This window comes from Brevibacillus sp. HB1.3 (assembly GCF_013186635.1).
GTDB lineage: Bacteria > Bacillota > Bacilli > Brevibacillales > Brevibacillaceae > Brevibacillus > Brevibacillus brevis_D.
In genome coordinates this window covers 448,751-466,635 of the sequence record NZ_JABMIT010000004.1, presented here as the reverse complement: position 1 = coordinate 466,635, position 17,885 = coordinate 448,751, and the positions used below count along the sequence as shown (strand labels likewise).

Annotated in this window: 14 protein-coding genes; 12 read left to right on the top strand and 2 right to left on the bottom strand. The window is 48.7% G+C overall.

Features of this window, described 5'->3' with window-relative positions; genetic code table 11:
- The first annotated feature begins 33 nt into the window (after nt 1-33).
- Nucleotides 34-663 carry a DUF2087 domain-containing protein gene (locus tag HPY31_RS12650; protein WP_172140983.1) on the top strand — a complete coding sequence of 210 codons (630 nt, stop codon included), beginning with the start codon at nt 34-36 and terminating at the stop codon, nt 661-663.
- Between the two features lie 220 nt (nt 664-883).
- Here HPY31_RS12650 and HPY31_RS12645 read toward each other — a convergent pair whose 3' ends face one another.
- Nucleotides 884-1,195 (bottom strand): YtpI family protein, encoded by a 312-nt coding sequence (locus HPY31_RS12645; RefSeq protein WP_012685102.1) that lies wholly within the window; start codon nt 1,193-1,195, stop codon nt 884-886.
- A 169-nt stretch (nt 1,196-1,364) separates the two neighbouring features.
- Between HPY31_RS12645 and HPY31_RS12640 the strand changes: the two genes are divergently transcribed.
- The 11 genes from HPY31_RS12640 (at nt 1,365) to HPY31_RS12590 (ending at nt 16,281) form a co-directional block, all read left to right on the top strand.
- Nucleotides 1,365-4,793, top strand: coding sequence for a DNA polymerase III subunit alpha (locus HPY31_RS12640; protein ID WP_172140982.1), 3,429 nt, complete (start codon nt 1,365-1,367; stop codon nt 4,791-4,793).
- Nucleotides 4,794-4,961: 168 nt separating this feature from the next.
- Nucleotides 4,962-6,206: an NADP-dependent malic enzyme gene (gene ystJ / locus HPY31_RS12635; RefSeq protein WP_012685104.1), complete on the top strand. Its 1,245-nt coding sequence runs from the start codon at nt 4,962-4,964 to the stop codon at nt 6,204-6,206.
- Between the two features lie 105 nt (nt 6,207-6,311).
- The gene (locus tag HPY31_RS12630; RefSeq protein ID WP_012685105.1) at nt 6,312-6,983 is read left to right on the top strand and encodes a FadR/GntR family transcriptional regulator; all 672 of its coding nucleotides are present in this window, start codon (nt 6,312-6,314) and stop codon (nt 6,981-6,983) included.
- 81 nt (nt 6,984-7,064) lie between these two features.
- Nucleotides 7,065-7,247 carry a hypothetical protein gene (locus HPY31_RS12625; protein ID WP_012685106.1) on the top strand — a complete coding sequence of 61 codons (183 nt, stop codon included), beginning with the start codon at nt 7,065-7,067 and terminating at the stop codon, nt 7,245-7,247.
- A gap of 20 nt (nt 7,248-7,267) precedes the next feature.
- Nucleotides 7,268-8,212: an acetyl-CoA carboxylase, carboxyltransferase subunit beta gene (gene accD / locus HPY31_RS12620; protein ID WP_016739102.1), complete on the top strand. Its 945-nt coding sequence runs from the start codon at nt 7,268-7,270 to the stop codon at nt 8,210-8,212.
- Complete coding sequence (gene accA / locus HPY31_RS12615; RefSeq protein WP_016739101.1) at nt 8,179-9,135, top strand: acetyl-CoA carboxylase carboxyl transferase subunit alpha; 957 nt, start codon at nt 8,179-8,181, stop codon at nt 9,133-9,135. The genes accD and accA overlap by 34 nt, the downstream gene beginning before the upstream one ends.
- Nucleotides 9,136-9,356: 221 nt before the next feature.
- Entirely contained in the window at nt 9,357-10,316 is a 960-nt protein-coding gene (gene pfkA / locus HPY31_RS12610; protein WP_087348819.1) for a 6-phosphofructokinase, read from the top strand.
- 40 nt (nt 10,317-10,356) lie between these two features.
- Complete coding sequence (gene pyk, locus HPY31_RS12605) at nt 10,357-12,111, top strand: pyruvate kinase (protein ID WP_172140981.1); 1,755 nt, start codon at nt 10,357-10,359, stop codon at nt 12,109-12,111.
- A gap of 442 nt (nt 12,112-12,553) precedes the next feature.
- Nucleotides 12,554-14,815, top strand: coding sequence for a ribonucleoside-triphosphate reductase, adenosylcobalamin-dependent (nrdJ, locus tag HPY31_RS12600; protein WP_172140980.1), 2,262 nt, complete (start codon nt 12,554-12,556; stop codon nt 14,813-14,815).
- Between the two features lie 636 nt (nt 14,816-15,451).
- On the top strand, nt 15,452-15,883 hold the full coding sequence (locus tag HPY31_RS12595; protein ID WP_172140979.1) for an acyl-CoA thioesterase: 432 nt from the start codon (nt 15,452-15,454) through the stop codon (nt 15,881-15,883).
- 2 nt (nt 15,884-15,885) lie between these two features.
- A complete protein-coding gene (locus HPY31_RS12590) occupies nt 15,886-16,281 on the top strand; it encodes an FxsA family protein (protein ID WP_016738718.1) in 396 nt (131 codons plus the stop codon).
- Between the two features lie 76 nt (nt 16,282-16,357).
- On the opposite strand, the gene ytvI is transcribed toward HPY31_RS12590, so the two are convergent.
- Nucleotides 16,358-17,488, bottom strand: coding sequence for a sporulation integral membrane protein YtvI (ytvI, locus tag HPY31_RS12585; RefSeq protein ID WP_172140978.1), 1,131 nt, complete (start codon nt 17,486-17,488; stop codon nt 16,358-16,360).
- Nucleotides 17,489-17,885: the final 397 nt, after the last annotated feature.

Sequence of the window (17,885 nt, the reverse complement as noted above, 5' to 3'; positions counted from 1 at the left end):
TAGAATGAGTAAACAAAGAAAGGAGTGTCCCACTTGCAATTAGACCAGCTCGTCACCTTTTACAAAGCACTCGGAGACCCTACACGCGTACGCATTCTCGCGATTTTGGCAAACGGCCCCCTGCATGGACAGGCGTTGGCAGGCAAGCTCGGCGTGACACCTCCGACCATCACACATCATATGGCAAAGCTTCGAGAAGCAGGTGTCGTTTACGAACGTCGCGATAAAAACACCATCTATTTCTATTTACATGATGCAAATGTAAAACGACAGTCGCAGGCAATCGTGAATGTCATGGAAAAAGCAAAGGATACGTCAGTAGAGGAGTTATTTGCAGAAGACACCTTACATGTTCAGAGGAGGCACCAGATGGCAGCCGAAAAAATGCAGGTTATTCGCAGCTTCATTACTCCAGATGGCAAGCTGAAACAAATCCCGTCCCAGCGTAAGAAAAAGCTGATCGTCTTTGAATACATGGTGCGCGGTTTAGAAAAAGGGCGCAAGTACAAAGAACCGGAGATCAACGAGTATATCCGTCAGTTCCATGAGGATTACGCTACGATTCGCCGGGAATTCATTATGAATCATTATATGTATCGGGAAGAGGGGATCTACGAGCTGAACCCAGAGGAAATGTGGGCAAAAGCCGAGGACCTGCAATGATGGGAATTGTTTCCTCCTGACTTGAACAGAAAAAAGGACAACCTTCGGCACTGCCGCTCAGGTTGTCGAAGCAATAGAATGTCACACAAATTCATTATAGCGAGAGCTCTAGCAGGTTTGTATGATAAACAGCTGGGAATAGAGGAAAAGTATTTCCAATCATCCTTTTCCCCAAAATGAAAAAGGCATGCGGAACGTAAAGCTGTTCCCATGCCTTTTTTTATACTCCTTTTTTCAATTCTGCCTGCCAAGCTGTACGATAACGGAAATAATTGCGAGTTCCCAAAAATAAATTCATAACCCCTACAATCAGCATGATCAACGCAACGACAATACGGAGCGTATCGAGAGAATCAAAAGTAAACTGATTGATACCGAACAAAGAGACGAGTATCCCCAATGAAACATTCATTTTCCCCAGCAACATACGGGATTCAAGCGGATGGATGCCTCGCCTCCGAGCATGGATACTATAGTAGACACTGGCTACTAGGGAGGCGAGAACACCGGTCATGTAAAAGGCAGACCACATAGATGGATTCATCCTTTCTAGCCATTCTGGTATTACCCATCCTACCAAAATCAGGGGATAACGGTCAAATATAGATAGGAACATTTGTTCTTATCGTCCGTATGCGCTATACTTCCGGTATAATGTAAGGAAGAAAGTTTCAATCGTGAAAAGTGAGAGGGGTAATATCATGACCTCCTTTGTCCATTTGCATGTTCATACGGAGTACAGTCTGCTGGATGGAGCAGCACGTATCGATACACTAGTGAAGCGAGCCAGCGAATTGGGCATGCATGCACTGGCAATGACAGACCATGCCAATTTGTACGGGGCAATCCCGTTTTATAAAGCTTGTCTGGAGGCAGGCATCCGACCGATTATCGGGATGGAATTATACGTAATAGAGGGGAATCTTCAAGATCGCGTGCGAAATGCACCACCGCCTAGTCATCTGATCGTTCTCGCTGAAAATGAAACAGGCTACCGCAATCTCCTGAGGTTGGCAACAATCGCGAATACAGATGGCAACTACATCCTTCCACGTCTCAACAAAGAGGTGTTGGCAAAGCATACGGACGGCCTCATTGCACTGAGCGGCTGTCAGCAAGGGGAAGTAGCCAAGCTGTTACTGGCTGGAGAAGCGGACGCTGCGAAAGAAGCAGCCCTCCGGTATCGGCGAATGTTTGGTGAGCAGCATTTTTATTTGGAACTGGCTGATCACGGACTGGAAGTGGAGCGCAGGCTGAATACTCGTCTCGTGAAACTAAGCCAGGAGACGGGGATTCCGTTGATTGCGACGAACAACGTTCACTACATCTACAGGGAGGATCACCAGCAGCATGATATCTTGTTGGCGATCAAAGAAGGCAAGACCATTGGCGAAGAAAATCGTTTTCGTTACGAGACGGATCAGTACTATCTGAAAAGCGCTGAGGAAATGGCGGCGCTCTTTGCTTTTGCTCCCCAGGCGTTAGCGAATACGGTGGCTGTTGCAGACAGGTGCAAGCTGGACCTTACCTTTGGCGCGCATATTTTGCCGGAATTCCCCTTAGCAGAGGGGCAAGATTCGACGCAGTATTTGCGTGAACTGTGTGAAAAGGGCTGCCTGGAGCGATACGGTGAGATTACGCCAGAGGCACAAGCGCGTCTGGATCACGAGCTGGAGATCATTACAGGAACGGGCTTCACCGATTACTTCCTGATTGTTTGGGATTTCATGCGGTACGCTCACGAAAACGGGATTCCGACCGGACCTGGACGGGGATCTGCGGCAGGTAGTCTGGTCGCGTACGTTTTGAAAATCACGAATGTCGATCCGCTTCGCTTTCAGTTGCTCTTTGAACGCTTTCTCAACCCAGAGCGGGTGACGATGCCCGATATTGATATCGATTTTTCCGTAGAGCGCCGTGACGAAGTCATTCACTATGTAGCGAGCAAGTACGGTCATGATCGCGTCGCCCAGATCATTACCTTTGGTACGATGGCGGCTCGTGCAGCAGTGCGAGATGTTGGGCGAGCGCTCGGCTTGTCTTTGGGCATCGTGGATCGCGTTGCCAAAATGATTCCGCAATCGCCAGGTATGACGATTGAACGAGCCATGCAGATCAACCCGGATATCGGCAAGCTATGCGCGGAAAACAAACAGGCAGCGCAACTGATCGAAACGGCAAGGGGCGTAGAAGGTTTGCCGCGTCACGCCTCTACGCATGCGGCGGGTGTCGTCATTTCGCGTGAACCGCTGACGAATTACGTCCCATTACAGACGGGTAATGAAGGCTTGGCGCTTACTCAATATCCGATGGAAATTCTCGAAGAAGTCGGTCTGTTGAAGATGGACTTCCTCGGCTTGCGCAATTTGACAATCATTCAGGAGACGTTGCGTCATTTGCAGGAGCAGGGAATATCGATTGATCTGGATAAGCTGCCGACAGACGATGAGAAAACATTCCGCATGCTCTCCCGTGGGGAGACAACTGGCATTTTCCAACTGGAATCCTCAGGGATGCGGAATGTGCTGCGAGATTTGAAGCCGAGCAGCCTTGATGACATCATTGCGGTTCTCGCATTGTATCGTCCGGGGCCGATGGAGATCATCCCGCAGTATATCGCCGCCAAACACGGGACTAGCAAAGTACAGTACGCTCATCCTGTTCTCGAGCCGATTTTGCGGGAGACACACGGCTTTATGATTTATCAGGAGCAAATCATGCAGATTTCCTCGACACTGGCGGGCTTCAGTCTTGGTGAGGCAGATATTTTGCGCCGAGCAGTCGGGAAAAAGAAGCGGGAGCTATTGGCGGAGCAGCGGGAGAAGTTCGTGGCTGGTTGTGTCCGGCAAGGGTACGGAGATGAGCTGGGCAATCAAGTTTACGATTTGATCGTGCGTTTTGCCGATTACGGCTTCAACAAAGCCCACTCGGTTGCTTATGCGATCATCGCCTATCAGATGGCCTATTTGAAAGCAACTTATCCGCTTGCGTTCATGGCAGCGCTGCTCTCCTTGTCCATTGGCAGCCAAACGAGAATTGCCGAATACACGGAGGAAGCGCGGCGACTGCAGCTTACCGTACTCGGACCTGACGTGAATAAGAGCTTGGCCTACTTTACAGTGGAGCAGGATGCGATTCGCTTTGGTTTGGCCGCAGTGAAAAACGTCGGCTACGGTGCCATTGAATCGATCGTGAAAGAGCGCAAAGGCAGACCGTATCGTGACGTCTTTGATTTTTGTGCGCGCGTGGATGCACGATTAGTCAATCGCAGAGTAGTAGAGTCGCTCACTTTATGTGGCGCGCTGGACTCGTTGCCAGGACATCGCAATCAGCTTTTGCTATTGCTGGATGAAGCGGTAGGGAAGGCAAACAGCAAGAGAATCGAGCGTGATGCCAACCAGCTCAATCTTTTTGCGGGAGAAGAAGATGCGGCACCTTTGCGGGAACCAGCAGAATATCCCGAGGTACCGCCACTCTCACATACGCAGCAATTAAAAGAGGAGCGGGATTTGATCGGGGTATACATCTCAGGTCACCCACTTGATCAGTTTGCCTATGTCGCAAGTCGCCCGGAAGTGTCAGTGATTTCTTCGCTGGGGGATGTGCCGCGCGACAAGACGGTAAAAGTATTTGGAATGATAACGGAAGCCAAACGCATCCAAACGAAAAAAGGGGACCCGATGGCATTTATTACGCTAGAGGACAAAACGGCACCAGTAGAGCTGGTCGTTTTCCCGCAGGTGTATGCAAAGTATGCGCCACTGCTCGAGCGCGAACAAATCATCGTGGCAGAAGCCCGAGTCGATCACCAGGAAGACATGGTTAAGCTCTTGGCTTCTCGTGTCTGGGATGCACAAACGCTGCCGCAGCCGAAGTCTGAGACTGTATTGTTTGTCAAAATATCGGCAGAGCAAGAGCACGATTCGACGCTGCAAAAACTTTCACGCTTGTTTGTCGAAAAAAAAGGAACGATTCCCGTTATCCTTTTCTACGAAGGAAAAAGACAGACAATTCGCCTACCAGAAGCAAATTGGGTAGACGTAGATGAGTCATTTTTGGAGCAAGCGCGAGAAATTGTGGGGCCTGACAGCGTAATTCGGAAAGAAATGCCTATAAATTGGGGAGGATGAGGAATGTCCTCCCTTTTTCGCCGTTTTCGGCAGGTTTACAGGAGAACAGATTTTTATTATATTGAGAGCATAACTCAATGAGTGGTCAGACCACTTGGAATAACCCAGGCATTTTTACTGCCTACAAGCCATCATAGAAACTATTATCGTGAAATGGAGTGGGATCTCATGTCCAACCTGAGAGAAGAAGCACTGGAGCTTCACAGAAAACATCAAGGAAAATTGGAGGCAGTGACCAAGGTACCCGTTCGTAATGCTTACGATCTGAGTCTTGCCTATTCTCCAGGGGTTGCTGAACCTTGCAAAGATATCTTTGATGACAAGTCCAAAGTCTACGATTACACGATGAAAGGCAATCTGGTTGCAGTAGTCAGCGACGGTACTGCTGTACTGGGTCTCGGAAACATTGGACCAGAAGCAGCAATGCCGGTTATGGAAGGGAAAGCAGTTTTGTTCAAATCCTTCGCAGGCGTAGATGCATTCCCGATCTGCTTGAATACAACAGATGTAGATAAAATCGTAGAGACAGTAAAATTGCTCGAGCCTACTTTTGGTGGCGTGAATTTGGAAGACATTGCAGCTCCTGCATGCTTCGAAATCGAAGAGCGTCTGAAGCGCGAAACAAACATCCCGATTTTCCACGATGACCAACACGGTACAGCAATCGTTACAGCGGCAGGTCTGATCAATGCTCTGCGCGTGGTGGACAAAAAGCTGGAAGATATCCGCGTAGTAGCAAACGGTGCAGGTGCAGCTGGTATCGCGATCATGAAGCTTTTGATTTCCATGGGCGTGAAAGAAGTGATCATGGTTGATACAAAAGGAATCGTGTACGAAGGCCGTCCGTTCGGTATGAACCCAGTGAAGGAACAAATGGCAAAAATTACAAACCGCAGCATGCTGCAAGGTGACTTGGCTGATGCCATGAAGGGCGCTGACGTATTCGTCGGTGTATCCGTAGCTGGTGCTGTTACACAGGACATGGTTCGTTCGATGAACCGCGATCCAATCATTTTCGCTATGGCAAACCCAGTACCAGAAATCATGCCGCAAGAGGCAAAAGAAGCAGGTGCGGCAGTAATCGGTACAGGCCGTTCCGACTTCCCGAACCAAGTAAACAACGTACTGGCATTCCCGGGAATCTTCCGTGGTGCTTTGGATGTACGTGCAACGGAGATCAACGAAGAAATGAAGCTGGCTGCTGTATATGCAATCGCAGACCTGATCACGCCTGAAGAGCTGACTGCGGATAAAGTAATTCCTTCCGCATTCGATCCACGTGTAGCGCCAAACGTAGCTGCGGCAGTAGCAAAAGCAGCGATGGAAACGGGTGTTGCTCGCATCACAGTTGATCCGGAAGAAGTAAAACAAAAAACAATGAAATTGACAGCTATCTCTTACCAAGAAGCGTAAAATACTCTTTATCGAGGCGCCGATGACACCCTCCGCGAAAAAACGTAGGTATTTTACAAACGTGGAGGGTGCTCCTCGTTGAAGGTACGAGTAAGGAGGATAATCGTGCTCGACTCTTCCCAAGATCGAAAGGTTTACGAAGGAATTCTCCTGCAACTTCATGAAATCATTCAGGAGCAAAACTTGCGGCCGGGGGACAAGCTGCCATCTGAGCGGGAGCTGTCCGAGCAACTGGGAGCAGGACGTTCCTCTGTACGCGAGGCTCTTCGGGCTCTGGAGCTGCTCGGACTCATTGAGACGCGTCGCGGGGAAGGCACCTTCCTCAAGCATTACCGACACAATCGGCTGATCGATATTCTTGGCTTTTTTATCCTACGGGATACGAAAACCAAGAAGGACTTGATCGAAATGCGGCGAATGCTAGAGCTGGACGCTGTCCGCCTAGCCTGTAGACGGGCGACTGACAAGCATTTTGATGAAATGGAACGCATCCTGGCCATTGCAGAGGAAAGAGTAGCAAGAGGCGAGGTACCTGCGGAGGAAGACTATCAGTTTCATCGTGTCATATGTCGCTCCAGCCGTAACTCGATTCTGCATCGCATCTGGACGCCTTTGGTTGAGTACAGCAACAGTATTCGTATTGAATCACTGTCGCGCGAAGGTAGAGCGAGTGCAGCACTCGTAGAGCATCGACAGATTATGGAAGCCATTCGCGAAGGCGATGTGAACGTGGCATTAGAGAGAATGAAAAAGCATTTGGAGAACAGTAAGCTATAGTTTTCCCCTCATTTGCGAGGGGCGCTGGCGCTGTGATATGATGATGCAGACCTGTATTGGACGATTGAGGAGGAAGCCAGCATGTGGACGGTCATCTACATCGCTCCTAGCGCTAGAATTGCAGAACGGATACAGCAACGTTTGACAGATGAAGGGTTTTTGGTAAAAATTCGCGAAGGCAAGGTTTCCAAGCAATACGAGATTCTCGTGCCTGAGAGCGAACTAAACGAAGTCCGGGATGTACTCGGCACGATCCTTCACTGAAGAGAAAGGTGGGTGTACCTGTGCTTAAAGATCTTTTTGGGAAAAAGCGCAAATTCGCTACAGTTCCTTCTGAGACACTAGCACGTGTCCCTGCTTCCACCGACATTAGCAAGGAAGCGGGTACGAAAGAAAAGGAAGTCCCTGAGGGATTGATGAATAAATGCCCACATTGTGGGACGATTCACTACTCGAAGGATTTGGAGAAGAACTTGCGCGTCTGCAAAGGCTGCCAGTTCCACTACTCCATGTCCGCTCCTGAGCGTCTGCAAGCGCTTCTGGATGATGGGGTTCTGAAAGAAGAATTTGATGCCAATTTGATAACAGCCAATCCACTCGGTTTCCCTGGTTATTTGGAAAAACTGGAGCAAGATATGGCCAACACCAATTTGAACGAGGCAATCATTACAGGCGAAGGTTTACTAGGTGGGAACCGCATTGTGATTGGGGTCATGGATTCTCGTTTCCGTATGGCGAGCATGGGCTCGGTCGTCGGGGAAAAAATCACGCGCGCAATTGAGCAAGCGATCGAACGGCGTTTGCCTTTCATTCTGTTCAGTGCATCTGGTGGAGCACGCATGCAAGAGGGCGTATTGAGCCTGATGCAAATGGCGAAAACCAGCGCAGCGTTGTCTCGATTGGATCGCGAACGCTTACTGTTTGTCTCGGTCATGACGAATCCTACATATGGTGGGGTATCAGCCAGCTTTTCTTCGTTGGGAGACTACAATATCGCAGAACCAGGAGCTATGATCGGTTTTGCTGGGCGTCGAGTCATTGAGCAAACGATCCGTCAGGAGTTGCCAAAAGACTTCCAAACAGCGGAATTCTTGTTAAAAAACGGGCAGCTCGATATGGTGGTACACCGTAAGGACATGCGAAATACGCTGTCTAAACTGGTAGAGATGCACACGTCTCGGGAAGGAGTAGAAACATGGCAGGCGAGCTCTCCTTTGAAAAGCCATTAGTAGAATTACAAGATAAGATTAAGGAATTGCGCCGTTTTACTGAAGAAAAGGGAATTGACTTCTCTGAAGAAGTACAGCGTCTCGAACAAAAATCAAAAGAGCTTGCTGAGCAAATCTACGGCAATTTGACTCCATGGCAACGCGTACAGCTGGCTCGTCATCCGGAACGGCCAACGACATTGGACTATATACAACTACTTTTTACTGATTTTATCGAGGTTCATGGAGACCGTCTGTTCGGAGACGACCATTCGATTGTGGGTGGGATTGCCAAGCTGGATGGACGTCCGGTTACGGTCATCGGTCACCAAAAAGGGAAAGACACAAAAGACAACATCAAGCGTAATTTCGGGATGGCTCATCCAGAAGGCTACCGGAAGGCATTGCGCATTATGCAGCAGGCGGATAAATTCGGTCGCCCGATCATCTGCTTTATTAATACATCAGGGGCCTATCCTGGAAAAGCGGCAGAAGAGCGCGGTCAGAGCGAAGCAATTGCCCGCAATCTGCGTGAAATGGCCACATTTGGCGTGCCAATTATTTGTATCGTCATTGGGGAAGGCGGAAGCGGCGGAGCCTTGGCGATCAGCGTAGGTAACCGCATCTATATGTTGGAGAATTCCTATTACTCCGTGATTGCACCAGAGAGTGCAGCAGCGATTCTCTGGAGAGATTCCAGCTTGGGTATGCGTGCAGCGGAGACGATGAAAATTACGGCACCTGATTTGTTGGAATTAGGAGTCATTGACGGAATTATTGATGAACCATTCGGAGGGGCCCATCGTGATTTGATCGCGCAGGCAGGAATGGTCAAGGCGGTCATCGCGGAACAACTAGAACAGCTGGGCCGTTTAACTCCAGATGAATTGATACAGGAACGTTACGAGAAGTTTAAACAGATCGGACAATTCGCCTCCCTGTAAGAAACAGGGGGCGTTTTTTTCTTTTTTCTCTGAGGAAAATCTGCTACAATCGAAGTCGAATGAAAGAGTTATCAGAGCTTTCAAAAAGTATGGCACATATCTTTTGAGTGTATAACAGATATGAGGATTTGAGTGATACAGCATGTTTCATACAAAGTATGGTACATACTGTTTCCGTTAAATGACATGCTAAAGACGATACGATTGGAGAGGTGGATTCCATGCGGAAACTTGCAGTTCTCACTAGCGGTGGAGATTCTCCTGGAATGAATGCCGCAGTCCGTGCGGCTGTACGTCGTGCTCATTTTCACGAGGTACAAATGTTTGGGGTTTACCACGGATACGAAGGGCTGATGAGGGGAGATATCAAAGAGATGTCTCTAGGCTCTGTTGGGGATATTATCCAACGGGGAGGAACCATTCTCTACTCCGCTCGCAGTGAGGCGTTCAAGACGGAAGCCGGACAGCAAAGAGCGGTGGAACAATTACGTGCTCATGAAATTGAGGGTCTGATTGTCATTGGGGGAGACGGATCGTTTCGCGGTGCACAGAAGCTAACCGAAAAAGGTTTCCCGACTATTGGCGTACCGGGTACGATTGATAATGATATTCCATGCACCGATTTCACGATCGGGTTTGATACGGCATTGAATACCGTTGTGGAAGCGATCGATAAAATCCGCGACACGGCCACCTCGCATGAACGCACGTACATTATTGAAGTAATGGGGCGAGATGCTGGCGATCTGGCATTGTGGGCAGGGCTTGCAGCTGGTGCCGAGTCCATTATTATCCCAGAAGCGTCACAGGATATGGACGACATTATTGAACGTTTGCATGCTGGACAACGCCGTGGTAAAAAGCATTCCATCATCATTGTGGCGGAAGGGGTAGGAAGTGCCGCTTCTTACGCCGAAGCGATCACGAAAGAGACAGGCTGGGAGACTCGCGTGACGGTACTGGGTCATATTCAACGTGGTGGTTCCCCTACTGCGATGGACCGAATGCTGGCGAGCCGAATGGGTGCCGCAGCTGTCGATTTGTTGCTGGAAGGCAAGCAGGATCGAATGGTTGGGGTTCAGAACAACCAGATCGTTGATGTTGATTTTCAGGAAGCATTGGCGAAAAAGCATCAATTGGATTTATCCATTTATCAATTGGCGCGCACGCTATCTATATAAAACTGACAGTTTTTACGAGTGTCGAGGAGGCCTACATCCTATGTTAAGGAAAGCAAAAATTGTATGTACCATCGGACCAGCGAGTGAATCGGTTGAAACGCTGAAGAAACTAATTGAAGCAGGAATGAACGTAGCGCGTTTGAATTTCTCGCACGGTTCCCACGAGGAGCATGCAGCGCGAATCGTAAACATTCGTCAGGCATCAAAAGAAACCGGGAAACCCGTTGCAATCCTGTTGGATACAAAAGGACCTGAAATTCGCACGGGTACGCTGGCAGTAGATGCAGTCGAGCTTGTAGAAGGAAACACGCTGATTCTCACCACGGAGGAAGTAGCGGGTACCGCAGAGCGCGTCTCCATTACGTATCCGGAATTGCCACGTGATGTGAAAATTGACGATACGATCTTGATCGACGACGGCTTGATCGGATTGACTGTGCAAGAAGTGCGTGGCACCGAAATCATCTGCTTGATCAAAAACGGTGGAACACTGAAGAGCAAAAAAGGCGTCAATGTTCCTGGTGTCAAAATCAACTTGCCGGGTATCACAGAAAAGGATGCGCAGGATATCGAATTCGGTATTGAACAAGGAGTCGATTTCATCGCGGCTTCCTTCGTCCGAAAAGCATCGGATATCTTGGAGATTCGCCAAATTCTGGAGCGCCATAACGTGCGTATCGATATTATCGCGAAAATTGAAAACCAGGAAGGCGTCGATAACGTAGACGAAATTCTGGTAGTAACAGATGGAATCATGGTTGCGCGTGGTGATTTGGGCGTAGAGATTCCGGCAGAAGAAGTACCGCTTGTTCAAAAGAAGCTGATCAAAAAATGTAACGAACTCGCGAAGCCAGTCATTACGGCGACACAAATGCTTGATTCTATGCAGCGCAACCCACGTCCAACGCGTGCGGAAGCAAGTGACGTTGCGAACGCCATTTTCGATGGGACAGACGCAATCATGCTCTCCGGAGAGACGGCTGCCGGTAAATACCCAGTTGAGTCTGTCGAGACCATGGTGCGGATCGCTGTACGTGCAGAGCAAGAGCTGAATTATCGTGAGATCTTGTATGCACAAGCACAGCTTAAACAAGTGACGATTACGGATGCGATCAGCCAAGCTGTATCCAATGCTGCATTGGATCTGGACGCTGCAGCAATTATTACAGCGACCGAAAGCGGACACACTGCTCGCATGGTATCAAAATTCCGTCCGAAAGCACCAATCGTGGCTGTAACGCCGCATGAAGCGATTATTCGCCGTCTGGCACTCGTAAATGGCGTGTATCCAGTGAAAGGCGAAATGGCGAATACAACCGATGAAATGCTGGAGATGTCTGTTCAAGAGGCGCTTGATACAGGCTTCGTTCGTCATGGCGATCTCGTTGTGATCACAGCAGGCGTGCCTGTGCGTGAAGTTGGGACAACGAACCTGATGAAAATCCACGTCATTGGCGATGTGGTAGCAAAAGGACAGGGTATCGGCCGCAAAGTTGTCACAAACAAGGTAGTGATTGCTAGATCAGCTGAAGAGGCACTGGCAAAGGTAGAAGAAGGAGCAATCCTGGTAACCATCGGTACGGACTCTGATATGATCGAAGCGTTTGGCAAGGCTGGAGCGGTGATTTGCGAAGAGGGTGGACTTACTTCTCACGCAGCTATCGTAGGCCTGAATCTCGGCGTTCCAGTCATCGTAGGAGTGCAATTCGCTACGGATGTATTGAAGGACGGACAAATCGTTACAGTGGATTCCGAGCGCGGGCATATTTACTCAGGACATACCCGGATTCTCTAGGTAAAACTACTCATCTTTAATGGAGAATGCCTGTGAAGGGTGACCAAAGGGTCACCCTTTTTGACTTGGTGTAAAAAGGATTAGCCGACGAACTACCTGATAAGTTTTACCAGATACCGGTGATTATTAGGTGATGCAAAGCGAGTGGGAATCTGTTAAAATCGGTCGGTGGCTTTGTGTCAGAACGGATGAAATCCATACGTTCGGGGTTTCCAAATCATGCCAGAATGGATGTTGTAGCGTTCACTCCCAGGAAAAGGCTGAACATAGAACTGCCTTTCTGTACGTCCAATGTTCGGGATTTTGTGTCAAGTGTTTTTTTAGGGTAAACACAACATCTAGTATTGTCGAAAATTATTTCGCACAATATATAGGTAAAACTATTGAGTTTTACAGATAAAGATAGTTAAACTAGAGAGGAAAGATTTGAAGGAGGAACGATATGCTGGCGACCGAAACCGTATCCCGAACTCAATTTTTGCGGGATGAATTCTTAGATCAATATCCTGATTTTCCGAACCATATGAGTCCTCTGGGACAATTTGTTTACTACCGTACTTATTCTCGCTTTGTACCGGAAAAAGGAAGACGGGAAACGTGGAAAGAAACTTGCCGCCGCTCGGTGGATTACAATATTAAGCTGGCTTATCAGCATTTGAACAAAATCGGAATGAACGCCGATTCCCGCGCAATGGAAAAAGAGGCAGAAGGCTTGTTTGACAACATGTTCAACCTTCGCCAGTTTTTGTCTGGCCGTACCTTGTGGGTTGGTGGAGCAGACAACGGTGTAGCGGATTTGTATCCGTTGGCGAACTTCAACTGCTCCTTCCTGAACATCAGGTCTTGGGATGACTTGGGCGATTTGTTCTACCTTCTCTTGGTAGGAACTGGCGTAGGCTTCAAATGTACGAAGGAAATGGCTGCTGGACTGGGCCCGATTCGCACGAATGTTTCGCTGCTTTCTTCTGAATATAGACCGCTGCCAAAGCATCAGCGCCTGGAGCGTTCTGAACTGAATGTACTGGATAACGGCTTTGCCAAAATTTATGTGGGCGATAGTAAAGAAGGCTGGGTAGAATCCCTCCGTCTCTACCTGCAAATTTTGACAGATTCCACTTACGAACACATTCACACCGTGAAAATCTCTTATAACAGCGTGCGTCCGAAAGGCGAGCGACTGAAGCGCTTTGGCGGTACGGCTAGTGGTCATGAGCCGCTTCGTGAAATGTTTGAAGGAATCGATAAAGTGTTGAAAAACCAAATCGACCAGCATTTGGCACCAATTGAGAGTGATGAAAAAGGATACGGTAAAATCCGTCCGATACATATCCTCGACATTGGAAACCTCATCGGAGCAAACGTCGTCGTAGGTGGCGTGCGCCGTACAGCGGAAATTTTCCTGTTTGATCACGATGACTACGAGTGCATGTTGGCAAAATACGGCATCAATGGCTTCTGGACGGAGGATCAGCTAAACCATCACCGTCGTGTAGGCGAGCTGTTGGGAGAGCACAAGCCTGTATGGTTTGACAGCATCCAAAATGTAGGGGACGGACGCGTTGGTCTGGATCACCGCCGCATGTCCAACAACTCCATCGCTTTTACCCAGCAACCAACCAAACCATTCTTGAACCTCGTGTTCACCTTGATGCAATTGGAAGGCGAACCAGGCTTCATCAACCTGGAAGAAGCAAACCGTCGTCGTCCAAATGCAGAGGGCTTGAACCCTTGTGCAGAAATCCTGCTCGATTCTTATGGCGTCTGCAACCTGACGACAGTCAATCTGGTTGAATTCGTGAAGGATCGCGGGGATGGTTCCAAGTATCTGGATCTCGATGGCTTGCTGGAAGCACAACGCAAATCTGCTCGTGCTGGACTGCGCATGACGCTGGTAACGTTGGAGCTACCGCATTGGGATACCGTTCAACAGCGTGACCGTTTGCTCGGAACCTCCCTTACTGGTGTGAAGGATGCGCTGGCATCCCTTGGCTATACAGAAGAGCAAGAGCTTGAACTGCTGCGCCAGCTGGGCGATGCTGCTCGTGACGAGGCGAACCGTTATGCGTATGAGCTGCGTGTGAACTCTCCACTCTTGGTAACGACTGTGAAGCCGGAAGGTACGCTGTCTCAAGTAGCTGGTGGTGTCTCCAGCGGTCTGCACTGGTCCCATTCGCCGTACTACATCCGCCGCATTCGTATCAATGCTGAGGATCCATTGGCAAAAGCGGTACAGAATCTTGGCTGGACAGTCAACCCAGAGGTAGGAACACCAGGCGAAACGTATGAAGAGCGCATGGCAAATGCACGTACACTCGTAATCGATTTCCCTGTAGCATCAGGCGCAGAAGAAACGAAGAACGAAGTAAGTGCAAAGCGCCAATTCGATACGTACTTCCGTTTCCAGAAAGAATATACGGAGCATAACTCTTCGAACACCATTACGGTACGCAAGGAAGAGTGGGCAGAAGTAGAAGACATCGTTTACGATAACTGGGATAATTTCGTAGGGGTATCCTTCTTGCAATTGGATGGCGGAAACTACCAACTGGCTCCATATGAAGAGTGCACCAAAGAACAGTACGAGGCATTGAAGCAATCCATGAAGCCGTTTGATCCTGCGATTTTGCAGCAGTATGAAACTGGCGGCGAGGCTGATCTGTCCACGGCTGAATCTTGCGAAGGCGGAGCTTGCCCGATTCGTTAAGGGATCTGAATCATAAGAGGCAGACTGAGAAATCAGTCTGCCCCTGTTTTTTTATGTGGCTGCGGTGGGGAGAAGAATATTTCCAGTCTAAGCTCCAGGCTCCGTCCTACTGGGGGCTGGGCCTGTCCGCTCCGAAGGGATTCGCGGGGAAACGCAAAAGTGGTAGCCGCTACGTCGTATGGGCACGGTTGCGTTTCTTTTGCCCGCGAATCCCTTCTCCGCTCGGTAGGACTCCACAAGTCGCTACGTCTGGAAATATTCTTCTCTGTCGTAACGGATGATATCTCTTCATTCTTTTAGGTCTTTAAAAACTCGTTTGCGAACGGAAAGCTCGTAGAGGAAACAGGAGAAAAAAGCGAAGATCTTTGGTACACCGACCGAGACGTAATGCAAAAAGCGAAACACGCTCTTAAGCGTCCACCTCTGAAATACTTCCTGAGTGGACCACTTTGGACGCGGTTTCGCTTTTTGCATGGAGGCGGGCAGTGAATCCCACAGCGGGTGGGACAAGAATCTGAGCGTTTTCTCCTGTTTCCTCCCCACCACCAAAGCCACGCATGTACTGTTCTTATATCAATAAGCCTTGATCAAGGGGACTATGGTACAATCATCCTATAGAGAAAGGAGCGATCCAAAATGACTCCCATTATTCATTCCCATCGATTGCGTGTCCGCTATGGCGAAACCGATCAGATGGGTGTGGTCTACCATACGAATTATTTGAACTGGTTTGAAGTAGGAAGAACAGAACTGATTCGCCATGCGGGGATCACCTATCGTGAGCTCGAGGAAAAAGGCGTACTTCTGCCTGTCACAGATGCGAACATCTCTTACAAACAGCCCGCCCGCTATGACGACGAGGTAGAAATACGGACACGTGTAAAAGAAATCAGTCCTGTCCGTCTCACATTTGCTTACGAGATTGTTAGAGTGCCTGACCAACAGCTGTTGGTGCTAGGTGAGACGATGCATGTATTTACCAATACAGCTTTGAAGCCGATTCGCTTGTCGCGAGCGGTACCTGACATCTATGATTGGTTGGACTCCCAGCATAAAGGAGGGGAATAGGCATGTTCCGCTTTTTTGTCATTCTATTTGTCGTTGCGTTTGGTTTAGAGCTTTGGGGGCTTATTACTATTGGATCATGGATCGGCGGCTGGAATACAGTCGTGCTGGTCATTCTCACGGGGATCTTGGGAGCTTGGCTTGCGAAGCAGCAGGGAATGCAAGTATTCCGCATGGTCCAACACCAGTTGTCGCGTGGCCAAATGCCTACAGATTCGCTCATCGATGGTGTTTTGATCCTAATCGGTGGTATTTTGCTCTTGTTGCCTGGATTTGTCACGGATGTGATTGGGCTGGTCTTCCTTATTCCGTACACACGGATGATCATTCGTCATCTATTAAAGCGCTGGCTGTGGAACCTTATCTCATCTGGTCGTGTTCAATTGTTTTTCCGCCGCTAATACAAATCTTCCTTATGAAAAAGAACCGCTCCGAGCTACGTACAAGCTGCTCGCAAGCGGTTCTTTTTACGTGAGGTCAGGTTTTCTTCCCACGGATGTAGCCCCATACATCTACGAAGACGTTGGCTTTTACCAAAGCGTTGATCAAGACGAGTGATACAGGTCCGATGATCAAGCCCAGGAATCCGAATAGCTGGAGACCAACAAACAGCGCGACTAGCGTGAGGAGCGGGTCGAGACCGACGTTTTCGGCAACGACTTTTGGTTCGATAATTTGACGGAAAATCAAGACGACCCCGTACAAAATGGATAAGCCAATGACCATCGTGTAATTGCCTTTGAAAAACATGTAGATGATCCAAGGAACAAAGACGGTCCCTGTCCCAAGATAAGGCAAGAGATCGACCAAGCCCGTGATCAAACCAATCGTAATCGCGTACTCGACACGCATGACCAACAGGCCAATGATGACGATGGCAGCGGTTAAGGAGATGAGGGTCAACTGCGCCTTGACGAATCCGAACAAGGCATTGCGCAAATCGATGAAAATTTGATCGAGACGGCTGTTTACCCCAGTTGGCAAAAGACGACGAGACCGCGCTTCCCAAAGGGCAAAATCTTTGGAGATAAAGAAGGCACCCATGATGGAAATAACGGAAACGGTTGCCATATTAGGGAGTGAGAGAAGCAGGTTTTTCAATCCATCCAGGAATTTGACGATCAAGTTCTGCCCGACATTCGTGATGGTCGAGATTGCACTGCCTACCGTACTGGTAAGCTTATCCTTATAACTTGGATCGAGCTGTTCGTAAAACCACTGAACCTGATTGTAAATACCCATCAAGAAATCTTGAGAAATCGTATTTTGCAAATAATGGGCTAGCTCCTGTGCAACGACTGGCAAGCGCTTGGCCAGCTCTCCGATTTCCACGACCGTTTCCGTGATGATCAGTGTGAGCACTCCGCCAGCGAGCAGTATCAAAACCAAGAGCGCGATAATGACGGAAAGCCAGCGTGGAATCCTGAACTTTCTGGTCATAAACGTAACGGGCTTGTTGATGATGATCGCAATGACTAAAGCGATTATAAATGGGTACAGTAAAGGTGTTGCGTGTTGGAATATCCAAATCCCTACATAGACAAGCAGGCAGACCCATAACAAGCGAATAATTTGAAAGAGGCGCTCTACCCAGTTTTCCTGATTCAAACGATTTCTCCTTTCCGCCGCGAAGGTGCGGACATAATACTGATGTTTCTATTATGCAGCATGCCTGATAGGTGGAGCAAGAACGCGAAAAAACAAAACTCCGTTTCACCCTTCGAAACATTTTTTCGCTAACCTTATTCACAAAATCGCAATAATCTTTTATAATTGGGTCGTCTTAGTGGATTCTTTTCTCTCGCCTCTCCCCTTACACGAGTGTCATTTTCATGTACGACCTTGTGAGGATTTGCGTGGATACATTCCCTGTCAAGAGTGGTGGATGAAAGAAACCGCTGCTTACAATTTCATAGATAGGATGTTCAAAAAGTCGTCTATTTTGAACTTGATCAGGCCGTTTATCAGTCATGGCGGACAAGCGAAGACTAGATAAGTACTACTA

Bases quoted from the DNA above. Each gene is read 5' to 3' on its own strand.
- HPY31_RS12645 (WP_012685102.1), bottom strand. From the start codon at position 1,195: ATGTGGTCTGCCTTTTACATGACCGGTGTTCTCGCCTCCCTAGTAGCC.
- HPY31_RS12590 (WP_016738718.1), top strand. From the start codon at position 15,886: ATGTTCCGCTTTTTTGTCATTCTATTTGTCGTTGCGTTTGGTTTAGAG.
- ystJ (WP_012685104.1), top strand. From the start codon at position 4,962: ATGTCCAACCTGAGAGAAGAAGCACTGGAGCTTCACAGAAAACATCAA.
- nrdJ (WP_172140980.1), top strand. From the start codon at position 12,554: ATGCTGGCGACCGAAACCGTATCCCGAACTCAATTTTTGCGGGATGAA.
- HPY31_RS12640 (WP_172140982.1), top strand. From the start codon at position 1,365: ATGACCTCCTTTGTCCATTTGCATGTTCATACGGAGTACAGTCTGCTG.
- pyk (WP_172140981.1), top strand. From the start codon at position 10,357: ATGTTAAGGAAAGCAAAAATTGTATGTACCATCGGACCAGCGAGTGAA.
- accA (WP_016739101.1), top strand. From the start codon at position 8,179: ATGGCAGGCGAGCTCTCCTTTGAAAAGCCATTAGTAGAATTACAAGAT.
- HPY31_RS12625 (WP_012685106.1), top strand. From the start codon at position 7,065: ATGTGGACGGTCATCTACATCGCTCCTAGCGCTAGAATTGCAGAACGG.
- pfkA (WP_087348819.1), top strand. From the start codon at position 9,357: ATGCGGAAACTTGCAGTTCTCACTAGCGGTGGAGATTCTCCTGGAATG.
- HPY31_RS12595 (WP_172140979.1), top strand. From the start codon at position 15,452: ATGACTCCCATTATTCATTCCCATCGATTGCGTGTCCGCTATGGCGAA.